This window comes from Streptomyces tricolor, from assembly GCF_002155905.1.
GTDB classification, from domain to species: Bacteria; Actinomycetota; Actinomycetes; order Streptomycetales; family Streptomycetaceae; genus Streptomyces; species Streptomyces tricolor.
The window spans coordinates 17,620-38,242 of sequence record NZ_MUMF01000101.1 but is presented as its reverse complement, the minus strand read 5'-3'; the positions used below and the strand labels follow the sequence as shown (position 1 = coordinate 38,242).

Sequence of the window (20,623 nt, the reverse complement as noted above, 5' to 3'; positions counted from 1 at the left end):
CACCCCTCCCGCCCACGGCGGGCACTCACCCGCCTGGGTGAAGCTGCCCAACTCGGCTGGATTTCGGACCGGTTGCGTGTCTTACGCTCGGCGCGACACAACCGCAGACATACGACGGCCCTCGCCGGGAGTAGCGATCCCAGTGCGAGGGCCTGACCACCGAGGAAAAGCAGCTTCCCGATGGATACGCAGCACCCTAGCGTGCCCCCGCACGCCCAGTCCCGCTCTGCGGGCAACAAGCACCCGAACCGGGGCCCTCGCACCGGCGGGCTCATCCACGAGCACACCCGCCACACCGCCCGCTTCACGGTGATCGGCAACCACCTCACCCAGCACGCCGACCTCTCCCTCCTCGCGATCGGACTGGCCTGCCACATCCAGTCGCTGCCGCCCGGCGCCCGCGTCGACATCAAGACCCTCGCCGCCCGGTTCCCCGAGGGAGCGACCCGTATCGCCGCCGCCCTGCGGGAACTGGAGACCCACGGCTACCTGCGGCGCGAACGCGCACGCGTCCCCGGCGGCCGGATCGTCACCCGCACGATCTCCTGCAACCAGCCGGGTCGCCGACGTGAGGCGTCCGGACCCACGCCCGCACCCCGGCGGAAACAGACCCGCCGGACGGCCCTCCCCGCCGTACCGAAGCCCGTGTACCCCTCCCCCGCTCTCCTCCAGACGGCCACCGAGGTCCTCGCCGGCCTGCGCCGCAGGGACCCCCGCCTACTCCTCTCCGCCACGGACACCGAACACCTCGCACCCGGCGTCGCGGCCTGGCTGGAACGGGACCTTCCGCCCACGGCCGTACGCGAGGCCCTGACCACCGGCCTGCCACGGGAACCCCTGGCCCGCCCGGCCGCCCGGCACCCCCTCCAGACCTGCGACGGCTGCGACCGCGCCTTCCGAGCCCCGCACCCCGGCCACTGCCGCGACTGCCGGACCGACCTCCAGGAGGCCGCCTAGCATGAAAGCGACGATCCTTGCCCCTGGGCACAGACGACGAGGAGCGAGCGCCATGACCATCGCAGCGGACAACTCTCGGCAGGGCGCTTCCCACCTGTACCGGACCATGCGGGACGTCGTTCAGTCGATGGGCGACGCCGTCCCGGGGAAATTCGAGATCACCAAGGAAGGGATCGTTCACGACATGATGTCGCCGGGGGGGCCGCACGAGGTCACGGCCGCGCACCTCAGCCGCCGTCTGGAAAAGGTGATGCCGGACGAGCTGCTGGCCCACACCGGCACGCCTGACGTGGAGGACGAGCCCGAGAACATCCTGCGGCACCCCGATGTCATCGTGATCGCCTGGGCCGACCTCGGCGTCGAAGGCTCCGCCGACCCCCGTACCGTCTTCGCCGCCATCGAGATCGTCTCCCGCTCCAACCCGGAGAACGACTGGGTGGGCAAGGTCCGCGACTACCCCTTGATGGGCATCCCCGTCTACGCGGTCTTCGACCCCCGCACCGGTACCGGCGCCGTCTTCACGGACATCCACCCCACCCCGGACGGCCCCCGCTACGCCACCCGCAAGGACTTCGTCTACGGCGAGGACGTGACGATCGCCGACTGGACGATCTCGACGGAAGGTCTGCCGCTCTACGGGTGACCGTCCCCCGCTCTCCGACTCTCCTCCGGCCCCAGATACAGCTCCGGCAACCCGCCCGTGTCGATCAGCAGCCGCTGCACCACCACCGTCGGATCCACCATCCAGAACCTCAGCCGGTGGACGCCGGGTGACGTCACGGTGTGGCGGGTGGCCGTGCGGTTGACGTTGTCCGAGGTGTTGCGGGCCCACACCGTGTTCAGGGCGCCGTCGTCCGCGCCCGCCGTGATGTCGACGGTCTGGATCGGGCCGTCGTCCAGGGAGATGCCGTAGCGCAGGCCCGAGACCCCGGGGAGGGCCGGGTTGCGCGGGGAGAGGTACGCCCAGACCGTCACCTCGCCGGGGGCGGACAGCAGGGTCACCTCGTACTCCAGGCGGGGTGAGGAGCCGCCGGGGGTGCGGCTCGGGGACGTCACCGGCCACGGGGTCATGCCCGCCCCGGTCCGGCCGATGCCGTCGATACGGCGCCACTGCCCGACCGCGCGATCGTAGTGCCCGGCGTCGATCGCCACGTAGCCGCCGGCCTCCACGAAGCCCCGCGCCTTCACACCCGACGGGCGCTCCGCCACGCAGCGCACCACCACCGACGCCCCCGCGCCGCGCACGGTCAGGGTCGCCTCCGCCCGGTCGGCCCGCAGCCGCGACCAGTCCACCTCCACCTCCAGGCGCACCTGCTGCTCCACCCGGCCGCGCGGGCGGTCCACCCGCAGCCACGGCGCCGAGACGGAGACCTCGTAGGGGAAGGGCGTACGGCCCCGGTTGAAGATCTCCACGTACTGCCGGGGGCGGGTCTGGTACGGGCTGAACGGCGGCAGGACGGCCTCCCCCGAGGCGCCTCCCGGCCACCACTCCCCCGCGTCCTCCGCCCCGTCCACCGAGACGCCCAGCTCGGCCGCCTGAGGCACCTCGATGCGCCGTACCGCGGGGAACAGCACGTCCGGCAGTGCGACGTTGTCCTTCTCCGGCTGCTGCCAGCCCGCGTCGGGGCCGTAGCGCTCGACGTCTCCGTAGTCGATGTGCGGCTGGGTCTGGAAGCCCCGCCATTTGCCGTTCGCCACGCGCGAGTTGAAGCGGTCGGCGAGGGCGAGGTCACGGTCGAGGCCCGCCTCGGCCCGGGCCGCGCGGTCGTTCGTCGCCGCCCGGCCCTGCGCCGCGTACAGCAGGTTGGTGAACTCCGCCTCGCGCAGCGCGTAGAGGTTCGCGGTCGCCGTCATCTGGTAACCGGCCAGTTCGAACCACGCGTCCCGCAACTCCGCCGGCAGTCGGCGTTCGACGCGTTCCGCGCGGCGGCCCAGCGCGCGCCACTCCTCGGTGACCCGTTCCAGCTCCCGGTGCGCGAAGTAGTAGGGGGTCTGCCGGTCGTCGTAGACCACCCGGTCGCCGGCGAGGGTGATGCGGCGGTTCAGCAGCTCCGGTTTGCGGCGGGCCTGGAGCCGGCCGTACGTCGCGAGCAGCGAGGCGATCTCCTTCGCCTGCGCCTCGCCGAAGTTCTGCCGGGCGTAGCGCTCCTCCCACGCGCCGAGGCGCTCCAGGGGCAGGGCGTCGGGGTTCCACGCGTAACTGAGGAAGAACTCCGTCGGCACCTCGTTCCCCTTCAGGTCGCCGACGTTGGCCACCCACAGGCCGTGGTTGCCGTGGGCGTGCGCCTGGTGGAGCTGCTCCCAGACGTTGCTGAGGTTGGCGGTGTCCACCCACTTGTAGTTGCGGCCGGCGCCGACGTAGTCGAAGTGGTAGTAGAGGCCGTAGCCGCCGGAGCGCGGTCCGTCCGGGTGTTTGCGGATGTTGCCCCAGTTGTCGTCGGTGAGGACCACGGTGACGTCGTCCGGTGCACGCAGGCCGCGGTCCCAGTAGCGCTGCACCTCCTTGTAGAGGGTCCAGACCTGGGGGGTCTCGGCGGCCGGCTTGCCGGTCACCTCCTCGATGATGCGGCGCTGGTCGGCGATGATCTGCTGCATCAGCTCGATGCCGTCGCCGTCCGGGAGGCTGGTGTCGCCGTTGCCGCGCATGCCGAGGGTGACGACGCCCTCGAAGCCCTGGTCCACCATGCGCTGGATGCCGGCGCGCCAGTAGGCGCGGATCGCGTCCGCGTTGCGGCGGTACGACCACACGCCCGTGCCCCCGTAGGGGTCGGTCCCGGAGCCGGCGTGCCGGTTCCACTCCTCGATGCCGCGCATCATCGGCGCCTCGTGAGACGTGCCCATGACAATGCCGTACTCGGCCGCCCGGCGGTGGTTCTCCGGGTCGTCCTCCGCGAACGCCCGCCCCCACACCGCCGGCCAGAGGTAGTTGCCCTTCAGGCGGAGCAGGACCTCGAAGACCCTGGCGTAGAAGTCGGCGGTGAAGCCGCCGGGGTGGCCCGGGGCCTTCCCGGGGCCGAAATAGGCCGGGGCCCAGGTGCCGAGCGCCGGGTTCTCGTCGTTGATGAAGACGCCCCGGTACTTCACCACCGGGGTCCCCTGGGTGAAGCGGCCCCGCTTCACCCACACCTGGTCGCGGCGCGCCGGCGGCACGTCGTCCCACCAGTACCAGGGCGAGACACCGATGCCGTACGAGACGTCGTACGCCCCGAAGATCGTCCCCCGCGGATCGCTGCCCGCGACGACGAAGGCCCGCTCCACGCCGGGCATCGGGTGGTCCACGACCGTTTGCAGCGAGGTCTCCCACCGGCCCCGCACACCCGAGACGTCGAGCTTCCCGGAGCGGATCAGTCCGTCGATCAGCGGGCTGCGGCCGATCGTGCCGAGCAGCACCGGGAAGCGGGCGATCGTGCCGCCCGGCCGCACGCCGGTCACGCGCGCGAGGTCGTCCCGGAGGTCACCCGCGACCCGTACGACTCCGGGGTGGTCCTCGGGGCTCACCACCACGGGCGCGCCGACCAGGGAGAACGCCCCGCCCGAGAAGGAGATGTACCCCCCGGGCTCCGTCACGACCAGGTCGTCACCTCCCCCGTCCCGGCCCCCGGCCCAGGCGGCCGACGAGGTCAGTACGGGTACGGCGGCGAGCCCCGTCCCCAGCACGGTCCTGCGCGCCACAGACATGCGTCCCCCTCCACTCGTGCTTCGCTCCTATTTGCTCAGCGGCATGACAAATAGTGGAGGGAGGGAGCGGTGGGGGGAACGGGTCGTCGGCGCCGAATAGTTTCGAAGGGTGGTCAGGGGTCGAGGGGGACGAGGTTTCCGGCGCTGAGGAGGTCCCCGTCCGGACCGCGGAGGGACACGGTCAGGGTGTAGGCCGGCTGGCCGGTAATGGTGTTCGAGGAGTCGATCGGCGCCAGGAGCCTCTCCATCACCGTCTCCGGGTCGTGTCCGGGGCACAGGGCCGCCAGCGGCAGGGAGACCTCGGCAGCGGCGCCGCCGCCAGGGTCGAGGGGCGTCTGGTCGGCGTCGTCGGGCCGCGCCGGGGACGCCCAGGTCACCGGCAGGCCATGGGCGCCGGCGACCAGTCCGTGCGGGCCCTCGATCTCGACGGCGACCCCCTCGCCGCCCAGCGTCCGCGACGGCTTCGGCGCCCCCTTCGCGCCCGGCGCGAAGAGCAGGCTCACGGTGAAGCGGCCCGGTGTGCGGGCGGACAGTTTCTCGTAGCCGTACGAGCCGAGCGCGAGCCGCGGGCCGGGCGCCCGCGGGTCGGCGGGCCGCGGCGCGGGCGAGGTGGCCGCCGCGGGCAGCGGGAAGTGGTGGTAGCCCTTCTCCCCGCAGTGGTCGCCGGCGGAGACTCCGCCGCCCGGGAGGCCGACGGCCCGGGCCGGGCCCGTCTCTTCCGGACCGCCCCGCGGAAGCATGCTCCACCCGCCGTAGAGCACCACGGCCGCCGCGGCCAGCCAGGGGACGGCCGCCCGCAGCCGCCCTTCGCGTATCGACATCCAGAACGGCCCTTCGGATATGCGAAGAGGCCCGTACGACCTCAGTCGTACGGGCCTCCCCTTAGGTCAGGCAGTGACCCTCAAGCAAGCGGAACTTACTTGACGATCTTGGTGACCTGGCCGGCGCCCACGGTGCGGCCACCCTCACGGATGGCGAACTTCAGGCCCTCTTCCATGGCGACGGGCTGGATGAGCTCCACCTTCATCTCGGTGTTGTCACCCGGCATGACCATCTCGGTGCCCTCGGGGAGGGTCACCACGCCGGTCACGTCCGTCGTGCGGAAGTAGAACTGCGGACGGTAGTTGTTGAAGAACGGCGTGTGGCGGCCACCCTCGTCCTTGGAGAGGATGTAGGCCTGCGCCTCGAACTCGGTGTGCGGGGTGACCGAGCCCGGCTTGATGATGACCTGGCCGCGCTCGACGTCCTCGCGCTTGATGCCACGGAGGAGCAGACCGACGTTCTCACCGGCCTGGCCCTCGTCGAGCAGCTTGCGGAACATCTCGATGCCGGTGACCGTGGTGGAGGTCTTCTCCGGCTTGATGCCGATGATGTCGACGTTCTCGTTGACCTTGAGGACACCACGCTCGATACGGCCGGTGACGACCGTACCGCGACCGGTGATGGTGAAGACGTCCTCGATCGGCATGAGGAACGGCTTGTCGACGTCGCGCTCCGGCTGCGGGATCGACTCGTCGACGGCCTTCATCAGGTTGAGGACGGAGTCCACCCACTCCTGCTCGCCCTCAAGGGCCTTGAGCGCGGAGACCTTGACGACCGGAACGTCGTCGCCGGGGAACTCGTACTCGGAGAGGAGCTCACGGACCTCGAGCTCGACGAGCTCCAGGATCTCCTCGTCGTCCACCATGTCGGCCTTGTTCAGGGCGACGACGATGTACGGAACGCCGACCTGGCGGGCCAGGAGCACGTGCTCCTTGGTCTGCGGCATCGGGCCGTCGGTGGCGGCGACCACCAGGATCGCGCCGTCCATCTGCGCGGCACCGGTGATCATGTTCTTGATGTAGTCCGCGTGACCCGGGCAGTCGACGTGGGCGTAGTGACGCGCCTCGGTCTGGTACTCGACGTGCGCGATGGAGATGGTGATACCGCGCTGACGCTCCTCGGGCGCCTTGTCGATGTTGTCGAACGGGGTGGCCTCGTTCAGGTCCGGGTACGCGTCGTGCAGCACCTTGGTAATGGCGGCCGTGAGGGTCGTCTTACCGTGGTCGATGTGACCGATGGTGCCGATGTTGACGTGCGGCTTAGTCCGCTCGAACTTCGCCTTCGCCACTGGGGTCCTCCTGGGAGTGGTTCTGGTACGCCTTACTTCATCGGCGCCAGGTGATCTTTGCTGGATGTCCCGGATCCCGGGGGCAAACATCCGTGATGCGGTTGTTTGCCCCACGAGGCTCCGGAGTCAAGCCTACGGCGTGGACGCGAGGTCCGTTACTCGCCCTTGGCCTTCGCGATGATCTCCTCGGCGACGTTCCGCGGAACCTCGGCGTAGGAGTCGAACTGCATGGAGTAGCTGGCGCGGCCGGACGTCTTGCTGCGCAGGTCGCCGACGTAGCCGAACATCTCCGAGAGGGGCACGAGGCCCTTCACGACGCGGGCACCGGCCCGCTCCTCCATGGCCTGGATCTGGCCACGGCGGGAGTTGATGTCACCGATGACCTCACCCATGTAGTCCTCGGGCGTGGTGACCTCGACGGCCATCATCGGCTCGAGCAGCACGGGGCTGGCCTTGCGCGCGGCCTCCTTGAAGGCCTGCGAACCGGCGATCTTGAAGGCCAGCTCGGAGGAGTCGACCTCGTGGTAGGCACCGTCGTGGAGGATGACACGGACACCGGTCATCTCGTAGCCGGCCAGGATGCCGAACTGCATGGCCTCCTGCGCACCGGCGTCGACCGAAGGGATGTACTCCTTCGGGATACGACCACCGGTGACCTTGTTCACGAACTCGTACGAGGTGTCGCCACCCTCGAGCGGCTCGATGCCGATCTGCACCTTCGCGAACTGACCGGTACCACCGGTCTGCTTCTTGTGGGTGTAGTCGACGCGCTCGACGGCCTTGCGGATCGTCTCGCGGTACGCCACCTGCGGCTTGCCGACGTTGGCCTCGACCTTGAACTCACGGCGCATACGGTCGACCAGCACCTCGAGGTGCAGCTCGCCCATACCACCGATGATGGTCTGGCCGGTCTCCTCGTCCGAGTGAACCTGGAAGGACGGGTCCTCCTCGGCGAGGCGCTGGATCGCGACGCCCAGCTTCTCCTGGTCGCCCTTCGACTTGGGCTCGATGGCGACCTGGATGACCGGCGCCGGGAAGTCCATGGACTCCAGGATGACCGGGTTCTTGTCGTCGGACAGCGTCTCACCGGTGGTGGTCTGCTTCAGGCCCATGACGGCGACGATGTCGCCGGCGCCCACCGACTCGATCTCCTCACGCTTGTTGGCGTGCATGCGGTAGATCTTGCCGATGCGCTCCTTCTTGCCCTTGACGGAGTTCAGCACCTGCGTGCCGGACTCCAGGCGGCCCGAGTAGACCCGGACGAAGGTGAGCTTGCCGAGGTGCGGGTCGCTCATGATCTTGAACGCCAGCGCCGACAGCGGCTCCTCGTCGGACGGCTTGCGGCGGACGACCTCCTCCGGGTCGTTGACCGCGTGGCCCTCGATGGCCTCGATGTCAACGGGGGAGGGCAGGTAGCGCACGACCGCGTCGAGCAGGGGCTGGACGCCCTTGTTCTTGAACGCGGTACCGCAGAACACCGGGGTCACGGTGGTGCCGGTGCCCTTGCCGGAGGCGATGGTGATACGACGGATCGCGGCGTACAGCTGCTCCTCGGAAGGCTCCTCGCCCTCCAGGTACAGCTCCATGATCTCTTCGTCGTTCTCCGCGACGGCCTCGAGCAGCTTGCCGCGCCACTCCTCGGCAGCCTCGGTGTGGGTGTCCGGGATGTCGACGATGTCGTACATCTCGCCCTTGGTCGCCTCGGCGGACCACACGAGCGCCTTCATGCGGACCAGGTCCACGACACCCTTGAAGTCGGCCTCGGCACCGATCGGCAGCTGCATGACGATCGGCTGCGCACCCAGGCGGTCGCTGATCATGTCGACGCAGCGGTGGAACTCGGCACCGGTCCGGTCGAGCTTGTTGACGAAGCAGATACGCGGAACGCCGTAGCGGTCCGCCTGACGCCACACCGTCTCGGACTGGGGCTCAACACCGGCGACGCCGTCGAACACCGTCACGGCACCGTCGAGCACACGCAGGGAGCGCTCCACCTCGACGGTGAAGTCGACGTGCCCCGGGGTGTCGATGATGTTGATGGTGTGGTCGACGTTCTCCAGCGGCCAGTGACAGGTGGTGGCAGCAGAGGTGATCGTGATGCCACGCTCCTGCTCCTGCTCCATCCAGTCCATGGTGGCAGCGCCGTCGTGGACCTCACCGATCTTGTAAGACACACCGGTGTAGAACAGGATCCGCTCGGTGGTGGTCGTCTTGCCCGCGTCGATGTGGGCCATGATGCCGATGTTGCGCACCTTGGCCAGGTCAAGTGAAGTGGTAGCCATAAGGCTTCAGTCTTCTCTCGGTTCTCGATGGGGTAGCGACTACCAGCGGTAGTGCGCGAAGGCCTTGTTGGACTCGGCCATCTTGTGGGTGTCCTCGCGCTTCTTCACGGCCGCACCGAGACCGTTGGAGGCGTCGAGAAGCTCGTTGAGGAGACGCTCGGTCATGGTCTTCTCGCGACGGGCGCGGGAGTAACCGACCAGCCAGCGCAGCGCCAGGGTGTTGGCACGGCCGGGCTTGACCTCGACCGGGACCTGGTAGGTGGCGCCACCGACACGGCGGGACTTGACCTCGAGGGTCGGCTTGATGTTCTCCAGAGCGCGCTTCAGCGTGATGACCGGGTCGTTGCCGGTCTTCTCGCGCAGGCCCTCCATGGCGCCGTAGACGATGCGCTCGGCGGTGGAGCGCTTGCCGTTCAGCAGCACCTTGTTGATGAGCGACGTGACCAGAGGAGAACCGTAGACCGGGTCGATGATGACCGGGCGCTTCGGGGCGGGGCCCTTACGAGGCATTCTTACTTCTCCTTCTTGGCGCCGTAGCGGGAACGGGCCTGCTTGCGGTTCTTGACACCCTGGGTGTCGAGGGAGCCACGGATGATCTTGTAGCGAACACCCGGCAGGTCCTTCACACGGCCGCCGCGCACGAGCACGATGGAGTGCTCCTGCAGGTTGTGTCCCTCACCCGGAATGTAAGCGGTGACCTCGATCCCGCTGGTCAGACGCACACGCGCGACCTTACGCAGGGCCGAGTTCGGCTTCTTCGGGGTGGTCGTGAACACACGCGTGCAGACGCCACGACGCTGAGGGGAACCCTCGAGTGCGGGCGTCTTGTTCTTCTCGACCTTGTCCTGCCGGCCCTTACGGACCAGCTGCTGGATCGTAGGCACTACTTCTCCGGTTTCTGTGTGCCGATGGGTACAGCTAACCTGGAACGTCGCCGACCCACGCGGTCGGGTGTGTCGAATCCGCCAGACTCCCGCCGCAGGGCGAAAAGGGCGCAGATTACGGTGGCCGGTCACGGCTCGCCATGCGGTTTACAGGCACACACAGGAGCCAGGGCACACCCCAGGCACAAGGTCTGAGCGTACCTACCTCATTCGCTGTGGTCAAAACAAATGGGGTTCGGAGGCCTCGGGCTGCGGAGTATGTCAAGCCGACGTACCCTACGTGATCTTCGAATCCACTATCCGAGCCGGTGCCCGGCCGGCCCTCGGTGGCTCGGCCGGTTGTCACGGGTTTCTCTCCTGAGCACTTCGAGTACGTTGACTGGTTGCTTCTGGCAGCGGCTCGGCGGAGCACGGGAGGACGCGATGGTCGGGGGGCGCACGCGGGCGTGGGACGATGACGGTTTCGACGACGCCGTGCCCTTTCTCGCGCGGCTGGAGAAGGAGGACCGGGTCGCCCTGCTGGCGACCGGCCGGCCGCTGCGGTACGGGGCCCGGACCGTCCTCATGCACCAGGCGGAGCCCTCCGCCCATGTCGTGCTCGTGCTGCACGGCTGGACCAAGGTCACTGCCGCCGCGGCCAACGGCTACGAGGCTCTGCTCGCCCTGCGGGGGCCTGGTGACATCCTCGGCGAGGGTGCGGCCCTCAGCGGCCGGTACCGCGCGGCGACGGTGACCGCCCTGGAGCCGGTGGAGGCGGTGGTGGTCGAGCAGGGCCGCTTCACCGCCTTTCTGGCGGAGAATCCCCGGGTTGCGCTTCAGCTGCTGAGCCTGACCACCGACCGGCAGCGGTCCACCGACCGTCGCCGGCTGCAGTGGGCCGCCCTCACCGTGCGGGAGCGGCTGGCCGTCCTGTTGCTGGAACTGGTCCGCACACACGGCACCCGAACCGACGAAGGCATCGCACTCACCATCGGCCTCAGCCAGCAGGAGTTCGCCGGCTCGGTCGGCTCCTCCAGGGAAGCGGTGGCCCGGCTCCTCAAGGAGCTGCGCGCCCGGGAGGTCCTCGTCACGCGACGGCGGCGCATCGTCGTACTCCGCCCCGACGTGCTGCGCCGCATCGCCGGCGAGGGCGCGGCCTGACGCGGCGCCGGTCGGGCGCACACCTGGTCGCGTCCTGTCTGTGCACACGGTCACAGTTCGTCCGCGTCATCCACCCTCCGCCGCTCGGCGTCCGGCCGTCATCGTGCCGGTACACACCCCGAGTACGAGAGGCAGACATGACCGATCCCGTGTACCGCACGATCCTGCTCTTCGACATCGAGCAATTCGGCTCACGCGACGACGTGGAGCAGGCGTACCTGCGCCGGGTCCTCTACGACGTCGTCGACGCCACCCTGGTCGCCGCCGACGTGGACGAGACGGCAGCCCTGCGCGCCGACCGCGGTGACTCCGTCATGGAACTCATCGACACCCAGGTCTCCGTCCCCACCCTCGTGAAGACGCTGCTGACCGAGACGCCCTCCCTGCTCCACAGCAAGAACCGCCTGCTCGCCAGCAGCGCCAAGATGCGCCTGCGCATCGTTCTGTCCTCGGGTTATGTGGCCGTCGATGAGCTGAACGGCTGGGTCGGTTCGGACCTCAACCACGCGGTACGCCTCCTGAACGCCGATGTCCTGCGGACCGCACTGAAGCAGCGGGACGGCGACTGCGTGCTATGTGTGTCCGACGGCGTATATGACGGCGTGGTCCGGCACGGCCCACTGGGCGTCCGCCCCGACGACTTCCACCGCGTCACGGTGGACACGAAGGAAGGACCGACGGTCGCCTGGCTGCACGGCGGCCCGGCCCAGGCCGCGGCGCGGGGCTTGCCCGGCTCCCCTCCCCCGGAGGCCGCCGCCGGCACATCGGTCTCCCACACCAGCGTGGCCGGGGACCAGTACGGCGTCACCGGCGGCACCGTGCACGGTGATCTCCGGTTCGACCGCCCCGGCCGGGGTGCCCGCGGATGAGCCAGGAGACGCCGGCCGCCGCCGCGCCGGCCGAGGAACAGCCCCCTCAGGAAGCCGAGGAGGCGGCGGAGGACCAGGCAGGGGAACGGCAGCGGCAGAAGGCCTGGGTGGCGCGCAAGGCGCTGATCCAGCACGGCCCGTCGTTCGTCATGTCTCTGGACCGCTCCGCCTCCGCCACTCAGGTCGGCCGCGACCAGTTCGGCGTCAGCGGCGGCACGGTCCACGGCGACGTGAACAACTACTTCGGCGTGTCCGCCGAACACTCCGAACCCTTCGCCGGCGTGGTGCGCCCGGAGAAGATCGCGGAGCTGGCGGACGTCTTCCGCGGCTGCCCGAGCTTCGACGAGGCGCTCGCCCGGCTCCGTACCGACAAGGTCGTGGTGCTGTCCGGTGGGCGGGACTCCGGCCGCCGGTCCGCCGCGCTCATGCTGCTGCACCGCGTGGCAGGCAATACGGTGCGGGAAATCGTCCAGCCCGGCTCGCTGTCCGCACTGCTGGCCCATCTGGACAGCGCGGACGGATACCTCCTGAGCAACTTCGCCGCCCCCAGGAGCAACCCGCTGCGCGAGTCTCACCTGATCGGTCTGCGTGAACGGCTGGAGCGTTCCGGGGGTCACCTGGTGATCACCGTGGAGCCATCGGCCGCCTTGGACGACGTTCCGTTCGTTCGGTGGACGCCACCACCCGCCGAGGAGATGCTGGACGCCCACGTCACGCCCCGCGTCGGGGACGTCGCCTGGCAGCAACTGTGCGGGCTCGCTCCGGTCAAGGAGTTCCTTGCGCGGCAGCACCCGCCGGCCGCGATCGAGGAGTTCGCCCTGCGGCTCATCGCCGTGCACCGGGGAGAGGCCGACGAAGGGTCCCTGGCCTCCTTCAGCGAGCAGGCCGTCGAGGCGCAGGTCGCCCGCTGGCTCACCGACGACCAGCGCAAGCTGCGCGACAAGGCGTTCCTCATCTCGCTCGCCGTCTTCGACAAGGCACCGTACGCGGTGACCGCCGAGCTCGCCGACGTGCTCTACACCCGGCTGCAGGCCACGGCCGATCCCCGCCAGTCGCCGGTCATCCCGGTGTTCGGCAGCTCCCGCGAGGACCGGCTGGGGCTCGCCCACGCGCACGGTTACGCGGGCACGGAGGTCACCGAGTGGGGCGTGGTGGGCCAGTTCATCGCCGAATTCCGGGAGGAGCGCATGTCCAAGGCGCTGCTGGAGGCAGTGTGGAACCTCCATCCCTCCGCCCGGACCGCCCTCGTCAAGTGGATCAAACAGCTCGCCGGGGACGGCCGGCCCCTCGTACGCACCCGGGCGGCTTCGACGGCCGCCCTGCTCGCCGAGGCCGATTTCTCGTCCGCCATGGCCCACCTCATCGAACCGTGGGCGGACGCCCCGGACCCCGGCTCCTGGCTCACCGCGGCCAACGCCCTCACCCTGGCCCACCTGCTGAAGGTCCCCACTGTGCTGCCGGTTCTGCGGGACTGGTGCACCGGGGACGCCGAGCGGCGCCGCTGGACAGCCATCCGCGCCTACGGCCTGCTGGGGCCGGTGGTGCCGGAAGAAACCCTGGACGTCCTCCTGAACGCCATCCGCCAGCGGCAGAGCCCGGCATACGAGGACGAGGAACTCACCGAAGAGGCCCGGCAATTCGCCGACGCCCTCGAAGTGCTGCTCCTCGCCGTGCGGGAGCCTGTGCTGAGGGCGCTGGCCGAACGCCTCGGCAGCGAACGCACGGTCCGCACCTACGCGGTCCTCGCCTTCCTGCAGGCCTGCGAGCAGACGGAGGAGCCCGATGGGGGCCCGCTGATCCTGCACTGGTACGCGGCAGCTCTCGCCGACGACGACCTGGCCACGGCCGGGCACCTGACCGCCTTCTGGGAAGCGCTGCTGTCCGACCGCGAGTGCAGTGAGCGAGCACTGCGCACCCTCGGCACCTGGGTGCGCAGGGCGGACAGCAGGCCGGAGACCGAGCCGGCTCTGGCCTCCCTGCTCGGGCACATCTCCACCGAGCCGACCAACAACGGCCGCGTCAGCCACCTCCTGCGCACCCTCCGCGATTCCCGGGTGACTCCCTCGCCGACCGCCGCGCGCCTGCTGAACCACCTGTCCGGCCGCTGATGCCCGGACGGCCACTTCGAGGCAGAGGAGACCGACCATGGAAGAAATGACCTCCGAGCCCTCGTGCGAGCGGCTCGACTGGTTCCGCCAGGAGCCGGAGCGTTCTGATCCGTATCGGCTGGACGCCGACCCCGTGCGTACCGTCTGGCAGCTGCCGCGCTTCCGGCTCGGCGGCCGTCGCTTCACCGGCCGGATCGATCACGCTCTGGTCTGCGTCACCCGCAAGGGCGTGTACGACACCTTTCTCCCGCCCGACCGCCCCACGTCCGTACGGCGCTATGTCGCCTTGTACGAGGTGGACACCGGTCCGCACACCTTCCGGTTGCGAGTGCCGCTGCCCAGCCTCGTCGACAGCTTCGAGTTCGAGGCCACCGCCGATGTGACGTGGCGTGTCGCCGTCGCAGAGCGATTCGTCCAGAGCAAGGAGCGCGACGTGCCGGGCCTCATCACCCGTGCACTGCTGCCGGTGATGCGGGCCGCCTCCCGCAGGCACCCCATCGAGGCGAGTGCCGGGGCCGAACAGTCCGTGCAGCGGGCGGTGGGAGCCTCGGACATCGGCAGTGAACAGGGGCTGCGGGTCGACTGGGCCATACGCCTGCGGCGGGATGCCGCTGAGCGGTCCCACCAGACCAGGCTGCGTACCGCACGACACGAGGCCGAAGCCGTACAGCCGGAGCACGAGGCGTCCTTGCTCCGCCAGCGGCTCGAGGCCACGCGCCACAGCGAGAGGATCACCCTCTACGCGGAGCAGCTGGCCAAGGGCGGTATCGCCGCCCTCGCCCTGCACCTGGCCGCGCACCCCGACGACACCTCGCTGGTCCTGACCCACCTCAGCCAAGAGCAGGCACAACTGGTGCAGAACCAGCTGCATCTCATCGACCAGGCCCTGGAGAAGAACCGGCTGGAGGACTACCAGATGGAAGTCCCCCATCAGCTGATCGCCGAGCGGATGGCCGCCCTCCTGCGGACCACGGCCCCTGGGCATGCCCCCGAGACACCGGCGGAGACACCCAGCCGCCCTCTGCCCAAGGGGTGGCCGGAGCCGGACGCATGACCTCAGCGCCCTCCGCATGGAACAGTCCCCAGGTGCAGGCGGGTGCACGGCTCCTCGCTGATCTGCGCGCCGAGATCACCCGGGCGGACGCCAAAGCCGCCGTCCTCGTCGGCGTGCTCGGCCTGACGAACGGCGCCCTCGCCGTACTGCCGGCCGGACATGCACACCGCGCACCGCCGGCCGTCAGTCTCCTGTGGTGGACCGGAGCGCTCTGCCTGGTCATCGCGCTCTTCGCACTGCTCCTGGCGGTCGTCCCCCGTGACGGGATCGACCGTTGGGAGCCCGGCCGCCCGCTGACCTATTTCGGGGACATCCAGCGTGCTGCCCGGACCGGAGAGCTGACCACGGCGCTGGCGGACACCGGCCAGGACCCCTTACGGGCCGTACTCCTCGCCCTCACCGAGGCCAGCCGTATCGCCGCGCGCAAACACCTGTGGATCCGCCGGGGGCTGGTCGCTTTCGCCGCTGCCGCACTGCTGCTCCCCGGCTCACTGCTCCTCGCCTGAGACGCCCCGTCCCCATGCCCGCCAGCCTTCGGAAGGAAGCGCTTTGTCCGTTCCCCACGAGGCAGAGGAGTCCGAGCCCGTCTCATTCAGCGATGCCTCGGACACCGCCTCGGCGATTCCCGCGCACGACGATCCCCTGTTCCGCACCGGCCGGGTCCATATCGCTGCCCGTCAGCGCGGCGTGGACATCACGGCTGTGGTCGGCTTGGCCCTCCACGTTCCCCATGTCCTCGCCGGCCTCACCCTGGTCTTCACCGCCTCGTACGCCGTCGACATCCTCGGTGGTCCGCCCTGGTGGGTCACGCTCGGCGGCTGGGCCGTCAGCGGTGCCCTCGTCTTCCACCGTCCCTGCGAGCGCCTCATGGCCCGTCTGCTGTTCGGCTTACGCCACCCCACGCCGAAGGAAGCGGTACCGCTGCGGGCGGTGTGGCGTGAGGTCACCGCGCGAGCCGGCGTCGACGGCGACGCCTACCAACTGTGGGTGGAGGACAGCCACGGCATCAACGCCATGGCGACAGCCGGTCACATCGTCGGCGTGACCAGTCACGCCCTACGCACCCTCCCGCCGGCCCAGCTCGCCGGTGTCCTCGCCCACGAGCTGGGGCACCACACCCGCGGCCACTCCTGGGCCTCGCTCCTGACCTTCTGGTACGCGTTGCCCGGCCGGCTCGCCTGGCGACTGCTGCTCCGGCTGGCCACGCGCGTCGAGCGTCTTTCGGCAGGTGCCGCGATCGTCGTCGTCGGCCTCTTCGGGGCCGCCGTGATCGTCCTGGCCACCTCGACCTACGGGCTCGTTTTCCTCCCGCTGGCCACGCCCTACCTGGCAGCTGCCGTCTCCCGGCGCTCCGAGCTCCGGGCCGACGAGCATGCCGCCGTTCTGGGCTTCGGAGCACAGCTCATGGACGTGCTCAGCCAGGAGCACGAGCGCAAGAGCAGGCCGTATGCCGCTCCCAGGGGGCGCGGCATCCCCGCCACAAAAGAATCGATCACCGCGCGCCTACTGGACGATCACCCGGATGTCCACACCCGCCTGCACCACCTCCACTGCCTTCAGAAGCGACTGGAGAACCGGCGCTGAAACGCGCCGAAGGGCGGTCACCCCGTGGGGTGACCGCCCTTCAGTGGACGTACGCCTTACTGGTTGTACGGACCGTAGTCGTAGTCCTCCAGCGGAACGGCCTGGCCGGAGCCCGTGCCGAACGGCGAGTAGTCGATGTCGTCGTAGCCGACGGCCGAGTACATCGCGGCCTTGGCCTCCTCGGTCGGCTCGACCCGGATGTTGCGGTAGCGGGACAGACCCGTACCGGCCGGGATGAGCTTACCGATGATGACGTTCTCCTTGAGGCCGATGAGGCTGTCGGACTTGGCGTTGATCGCCGCGTCCGTCAGGACTCGGGTCGTCTCCTGGAAGGAGGCGGCCGACAGCCAGGACTCCGTCGCCAGCGAGGCCTTGGTGATACCCATCAGCTGCGGACGACCCGAGGCCGGGTGACCGCCTTCCTGGACCACACGACGGTTCTCGGTCTCGAACTTCGAGCGCTCGACCAGCTCACCGGGCAGCAGCTCGGCGTCGCCGGACTCGATGATCGTCACGCGGCGGAGCATCTGCCGGATGATGATCTCGATGTGCTTGTCGTGGATCGACACACCCTGCGAGTTGTACACCTTCTGGACCTCGCCGACCAGGTGGACCTGGACGGCACGCTGACCCAGGATGCGCAGCACGTCGTGCGGGTTGGTGGCACCCACGGTGAGCTGCTGGCCCACCTCGACGTGGTCGCCCTCGCGGACCAGGACCTTGGCACGCTTCGAGATCGGGTACGCCGTCTCGTCGCTGCCGTCGTCCGGGGTGACGACGATCTTCTTGGTCTTCTCGGTCTCCTCGATCCGCACGCGGCCGGAGGCCTCGGAGATCGGGGCGACGCCCTTCGGGGTACGGGCCTCGAAGAGCTCGACGACACGGGGCAGACCCTGGGTGATGTCGTCACCGGCCACACCACCGGTGTGGAAGGTACGCATCGTCAGCTGGGTACCGGGCTCACCGATGGACTGGGCGGCGATGATGCCGACCGCCTCACCGATGTCGACCAGCTTGCCGGTGGCCAGCGAACGGCCGTAGCACATCGCGCAGGTACCGACGGCGGACTCGCAGGTCAGGACCGAGCGGGTCTTGACCTCCTCGACGCCGCGGGAGACCAGTTCCTCGATGAGGACGTCGCCCAGGTCGGTGCCGGCCGGGGCCAGCACCTGGCCGTCGACCACGATGTCCTCGGCGAGGCAGCGCGCGTACACGGACGTCTCGACGTTGTCCGCCTTGCGCAGCACGCCGTCGGCGCCGCGCTCGGCGATCCGCAGCTTGAGACCGCGCTCGGTGCCGCAGTCCTCCTCGCGGATGATGACGTCCTGCGAGACGTCGACCAGACGACGGGTGAGGTAACCCGAGTCGGCGGTACGCAGAGCGGTGTCCGCCAGACCCTTACGGGCACCGTGCGTGGAGATGAAGTACTCCAGCACGGACAGACCCTCACGGAACGAGGCCTTGATGGGCCGCGGGATCGTCTCGTTCTTCGCGTTCGACACCAGACCACGCATACCGGCAATCTGACGCATCTGCATCATGTTGCCTCGTGCACCCGAGTTCACCATCATGAAGATCGGGTTGGTCTTCGGGAAGTTGTCGTTCATCGCCTCGGCGACCTCGTTGGTCGCCTTGGTCCAGATCGCGATGAGCTCCTGCGTGCGCTCGTCCTTGGTGATCAGACCGCGCTCGTACTGCTTCTGGACCTTCTCGTCCTGCGCCTCGTAGCCGCGGACGATCTCCTTCTTCGCCTCGGGGACGACGACGTCGGAGATGGCCACGGTGACGCCGGAACGGGTCGCCCAGTAGAAGCCGGCCGCCTTCAGGTTGTCGAGCGTCGCCGCCACGATGACCTTCGGGTAGCGCTCGGCGAGGTCGTTGACGATCTCGGAGAGCTGCTTCTTGCCGACCTCGTAGTCGACGAACGGGTAGTCCTCGGGCAGCAGCTCGTTGAAGAGCGCGCGGCCCAGCGTGGTGTTCAGGCGGAAGCTGTCACCCTGCTGCCACTCCGGCTCGCCCTCCTCGCGCGCCGGCGGGGTCCAGCCGCGCGGCGGGATGGTGCCCACCGGGAAGCGGATGTCCACGCGCGACTGCAGCGACAGCTCGCCGGCGTCGAACGCCATGATCGCCTCGGCCACGGACGCGAACGAGCGGCCCTCGCCCTTGACGTCACGCATCTCGCCGTCGGTGGTGAGGAAGAACAGACCGAGGACCATGTCCTGGGTCGGCATCGTCACCGGACGGCCGTCGGCCGGCTTGAGGATGTTGTTCGAGGACAGCATCAGGATGCGGGCCTCGGCCTGCGCCTCCGCGGACAGCGGCAGGTGCACGGCCATCTGGTCACCGTCGAAGTCCGCGTTGAACGCGGTGCAGACGAGCGGGTGGATCTGGATGGCCTTGCCCTCGACCAGCTGCGGCTCGAAGGCCTGGATGCCGAGGCGGTGCAGGGTGGGAGCACGGTTCAGCAGCACCGGGTGCTCGGCGATGACCTCTTCGAGGACGTCGTACACGACGGTGCGGCCGCGCTCCACCATGCGCTTGGCGCTCTTGATGTTCTGCGCGTGGTTCAGGTCGACCAGGCGCTTCATCACGAACGGCTTGAACAGCTCCAGCGCCATGGCCTTGGGCAGACCGCACTGGTGCAGCTTCAGCTGCGGGCCGACGACGATGACGGAACGCGCCGAGTAGTCGACTCGCTTACCGAGCAGGTTCTGCCGGAAGCGACCCTGCTTGCCCTTCAGCATGTCGGACAGCGACTTCAGCGGACGGTTGCCGGGGCCCGTGACCGGGCGACCACGACGGCCGTTGTCGAAGAGCGCGTCGACGGCCTCCTGGAGCATGCGCTTCTCGTTGTTCACGATGATCTCGGGCGCACCGAGGTCGAGAAGGCGCTTCAGGCGGTTGTTGCGGTTGATGACACGGCGGTACAGGTCGTTCAGGTCGGAGGTCGCGAAGCGGCCACCGTCCAGCTGCACCATCGGACGCAGGTCCGGCGGGATGACCGGGACGCAGTCCAGGACCATGCCCTTGGGGCTGTTGGAGGTCTGCAGGAACGCGGAGACGACCTTCAGCCGCTTGAGGGCACGGGTCTTCTTCTGGCCCTTGCCGGTGCGGATGATCTCGCGGAGCTTCTCGGCCTCCTCCTCGAGGTCGAAGGACTCCAGGCGCTTCTGCAGCGCCGCGGCACCCATCGAGCCGTCGAAGTACGTGCCGAAGCGGTCCCGCAGCTCGCGGTAGAGCAGCTCGTCGCCCTCCAGGTCCTGGACCTTGAGGTTCTTGAACCGGTTCCACACCTCGTCGAGGCGGTCGATCTCGCGCTGCGCGCGGTCGCGCAGCTGCTTCATCTCGCGCTCGGCACCCTCGCGCACCTTGCGGCGCACGTCGGCCTTGGCGCCCTCGGCCTCCAGCTCGGCCAGGTCGGTCTCGAGCTTCTTGGCGCGGGCCTCCAGGTCGGCGTCCCGGCGGTTCTCGATCTGCTGGCGCTCGACCGAGACGTGCGCCTCCAGGGAGGGCAGGTCGCGGGTACGGCGCTCCTCGTCGACGTACGTGATCATGTACGCCGCGAAGTAGATGACCTTCTCAAGGTCCTTCGGCGCCAGGTCCAGCAGGTAGCCGAGGCGCGAGGGGACACCCTTGAAGTACCAGATGTGGGTGACGGGCGCGGCCAGCTCGATGTGGCCCATCCGCTCACGGCGCACCTTGGCGCGCGTGACCTCGACGCCACAGCGCTCGCAGATGATGCCCTTGAAGCGGACGCGCTTGTACTTGCCGCAGTAGCACTCCCAGTCCCGGGTCGGACCGAAGATCTTCTCGCAGAAGAGTCCGTCCTTTTCGGGCTTGAGGGTGCGGTAGTTGATGGTCTCGGGCTTCTTGACCTCGCCGTGGCTCCACTGACGGATGTCGTCAGCGGTGGCCAGGCCGATCCGGAGCTCGTCGAAGAAGTTGACGTCGAGCACT

Annotated in this window: 15 protein-coding genes; 8 read left to right on the top strand and 7 right to left on the bottom strand. The window is 69.2% G+C overall.

Annotated features, from left to right (window positions below):
• Positions 1-180 precede the first annotated feature (180 nt).
• Together CCN44_RS08565 and CCN44_RS08560 are read left to right on the top strand one after the other, a co-directional pair.
• The gene (locus CCN44_RS08565) at positions 181-957 is read left to right on the top strand and encodes a helix-turn-helix domain-containing protein (RefSeq protein WP_086697266.1); all 777 of its coding nucleotides are present in this window, start codon (positions 181-183) and stop codon (positions 955-957) included.
• Between the two features lie 52 nt (positions 958-1,009).
• Entirely contained in the window at positions 1,010-1,600 is a 591-nt protein-coding gene (locus CCN44_RS08560; protein ID WP_059252049.1) for a Uma2 family endonuclease, read from the top strand.
• Here the strand turns inward: CCN44_RS08560 and CCN44_RS08555 are convergent.
• The 6 genes from CCN44_RS08555 to rpsL form a co-directional block, all read right to left on the bottom strand.
• Positions 1,591-4,635: a glycosyl hydrolase 115 family protein gene (locus CCN44_RS08555; RefSeq protein WP_167403957.1), complete on the bottom strand. Its 3,045-nt coding sequence runs from the start codon at positions 4,633-4,635 to the stop codon at positions 1,591-1,593. The two genes, CCN44_RS08560 and CCN44_RS08555, sit on opposite strands and share 10 nt — an antisense overlap.
• 113 nt (positions 4,636-4,748) lie before the next feature.
• Positions 4,749-5,456: a hypothetical protein gene (locus tag CCN44_RS08550; RefSeq protein WP_086697265.1), complete on the bottom strand. Its 708-nt coding sequence runs from the start codon at positions 5,454-5,456 to the stop codon at positions 4,749-4,751.
• Positions 5,457-5,551: 95 nt separating this feature from the next.
• On the bottom strand, positions 5,552-6,745 hold the full coding sequence (gene tuf, locus CCN44_RS08545) for an elongation factor Tu (protein WP_030778468.1): 1,194 nt from the start codon (positions 6,743-6,745) through the stop codon (positions 5,552-5,554).
• Between the two features lie 155 nt (positions 6,746-6,900).
• Positions 6,901-9,027: an elongation factor G gene (fusA, locus tag CCN44_RS08540; RefSeq protein ID WP_059252045.1), complete on the bottom strand. Its 2,127-nt coding sequence runs from the start codon at positions 9,025-9,027 to the stop codon at positions 6,901-6,903.
• A 39-nt stretch (positions 9,028-9,066) separates the two neighbouring features.
• Positions 9,067-9,537 (bottom strand): 30S ribosomal protein S7, encoded by a 471-nt coding sequence (gene rpsG, locus CCN44_RS08535; RefSeq protein WP_003998848.1) that lies wholly within the window; start codon positions 9,535-9,537, stop codon positions 9,067-9,069.
• A 2-nt stretch (positions 9,538-9,539) separates the two neighbouring features.
• Entirely contained in the window at positions 9,540-9,911 is a 372-nt protein-coding gene (gene rpsL, locus CCN44_RS08530; RefSeq protein ID WP_003948652.1) for a 30S ribosomal protein S12, read from the bottom strand.
• A gap of 423 nt (positions 9,912-10,334) precedes the next feature.
• Between rpsL and CCN44_RS08525 the strand changes: the two genes are divergently transcribed.
• The 6 genes from CCN44_RS08525 to CCN44_RS08500 all read left to right on the top strand — a co-directional run bounded on the left by CCN44_RS08525 (position 10,335) and on the right by CCN44_RS08500 (position 16,666).
• Positions 10,335-11,051 carry a Crp/Fnr family transcriptional regulator gene (locus tag CCN44_RS08525; protein WP_086697264.1) on the top strand — a complete coding sequence of 239 codons (717 nt, stop codon included), beginning with the start codon at positions 10,335-10,337 and terminating at the stop codon, positions 11,049-11,051.
• Positions 11,052-11,188: 137 nt separating this feature from the next.
• Positions 11,189-11,920, top strand: a complete 732-nt coding sequence (locus CCN44_RS08520; RefSeq protein WP_167403956.1) for a hypothetical protein — start codon at positions 11,189-11,191, stop codon at positions 11,918-11,920.
• On the top strand, positions 11,917-14,028 hold the full coding sequence (locus tag CCN44_RS08515) for a hypothetical protein (RefSeq protein ID WP_086697263.1): 2,112 nt from the start codon (positions 11,917-11,919) through the stop codon (positions 14,026-14,028). Before CCN44_RS08520 ends, CCN44_RS08515 begins: the two co-directional genes overlap by 4 nt.
• A gap of 37 nt (positions 14,029-14,065) precedes the next feature.
• Positions 14,066-15,082: a hypothetical protein gene (locus CCN44_RS08510; protein WP_086697262.1), complete on the top strand. Its 1,017-nt coding sequence runs from the start codon at positions 14,066-14,068 to the stop codon at positions 15,080-15,082.
• On the top strand, positions 15,079-15,588 hold the full coding sequence (locus tag CCN44_RS08505) for a Pycsar system effector family protein (protein WP_086697261.1): 510 nt from the start codon (positions 15,079-15,081) through the stop codon (positions 15,586-15,588). Before CCN44_RS08510 ends, CCN44_RS08505 begins: the two co-directional genes overlap by 4 nt.
• Before the next feature lie 43 nt (positions 15,589-15,631).
• Entirely contained in the window at positions 15,632-16,666 is a 1,035-nt protein-coding gene (locus tag CCN44_RS08500; RefSeq protein ID WP_272935046.1) for a M48 family metalloprotease, read from the top strand.
• Between the two features lie 56 nt (positions 16,667-16,722).
• Here CCN44_RS08500 and CCN44_RS08495 read toward each other — a convergent pair whose 3' ends face one another.
• Complete coding sequence (locus tag CCN44_RS08495) at positions 16,723-20,622, bottom strand: DNA-directed RNA polymerase subunit beta' (protein WP_059252040.1); 3,900 nt, start codon at positions 20,620-20,622, stop codon at positions 16,723-16,725.
• Position 20,623 lies beyond the last annotated feature (1 nt).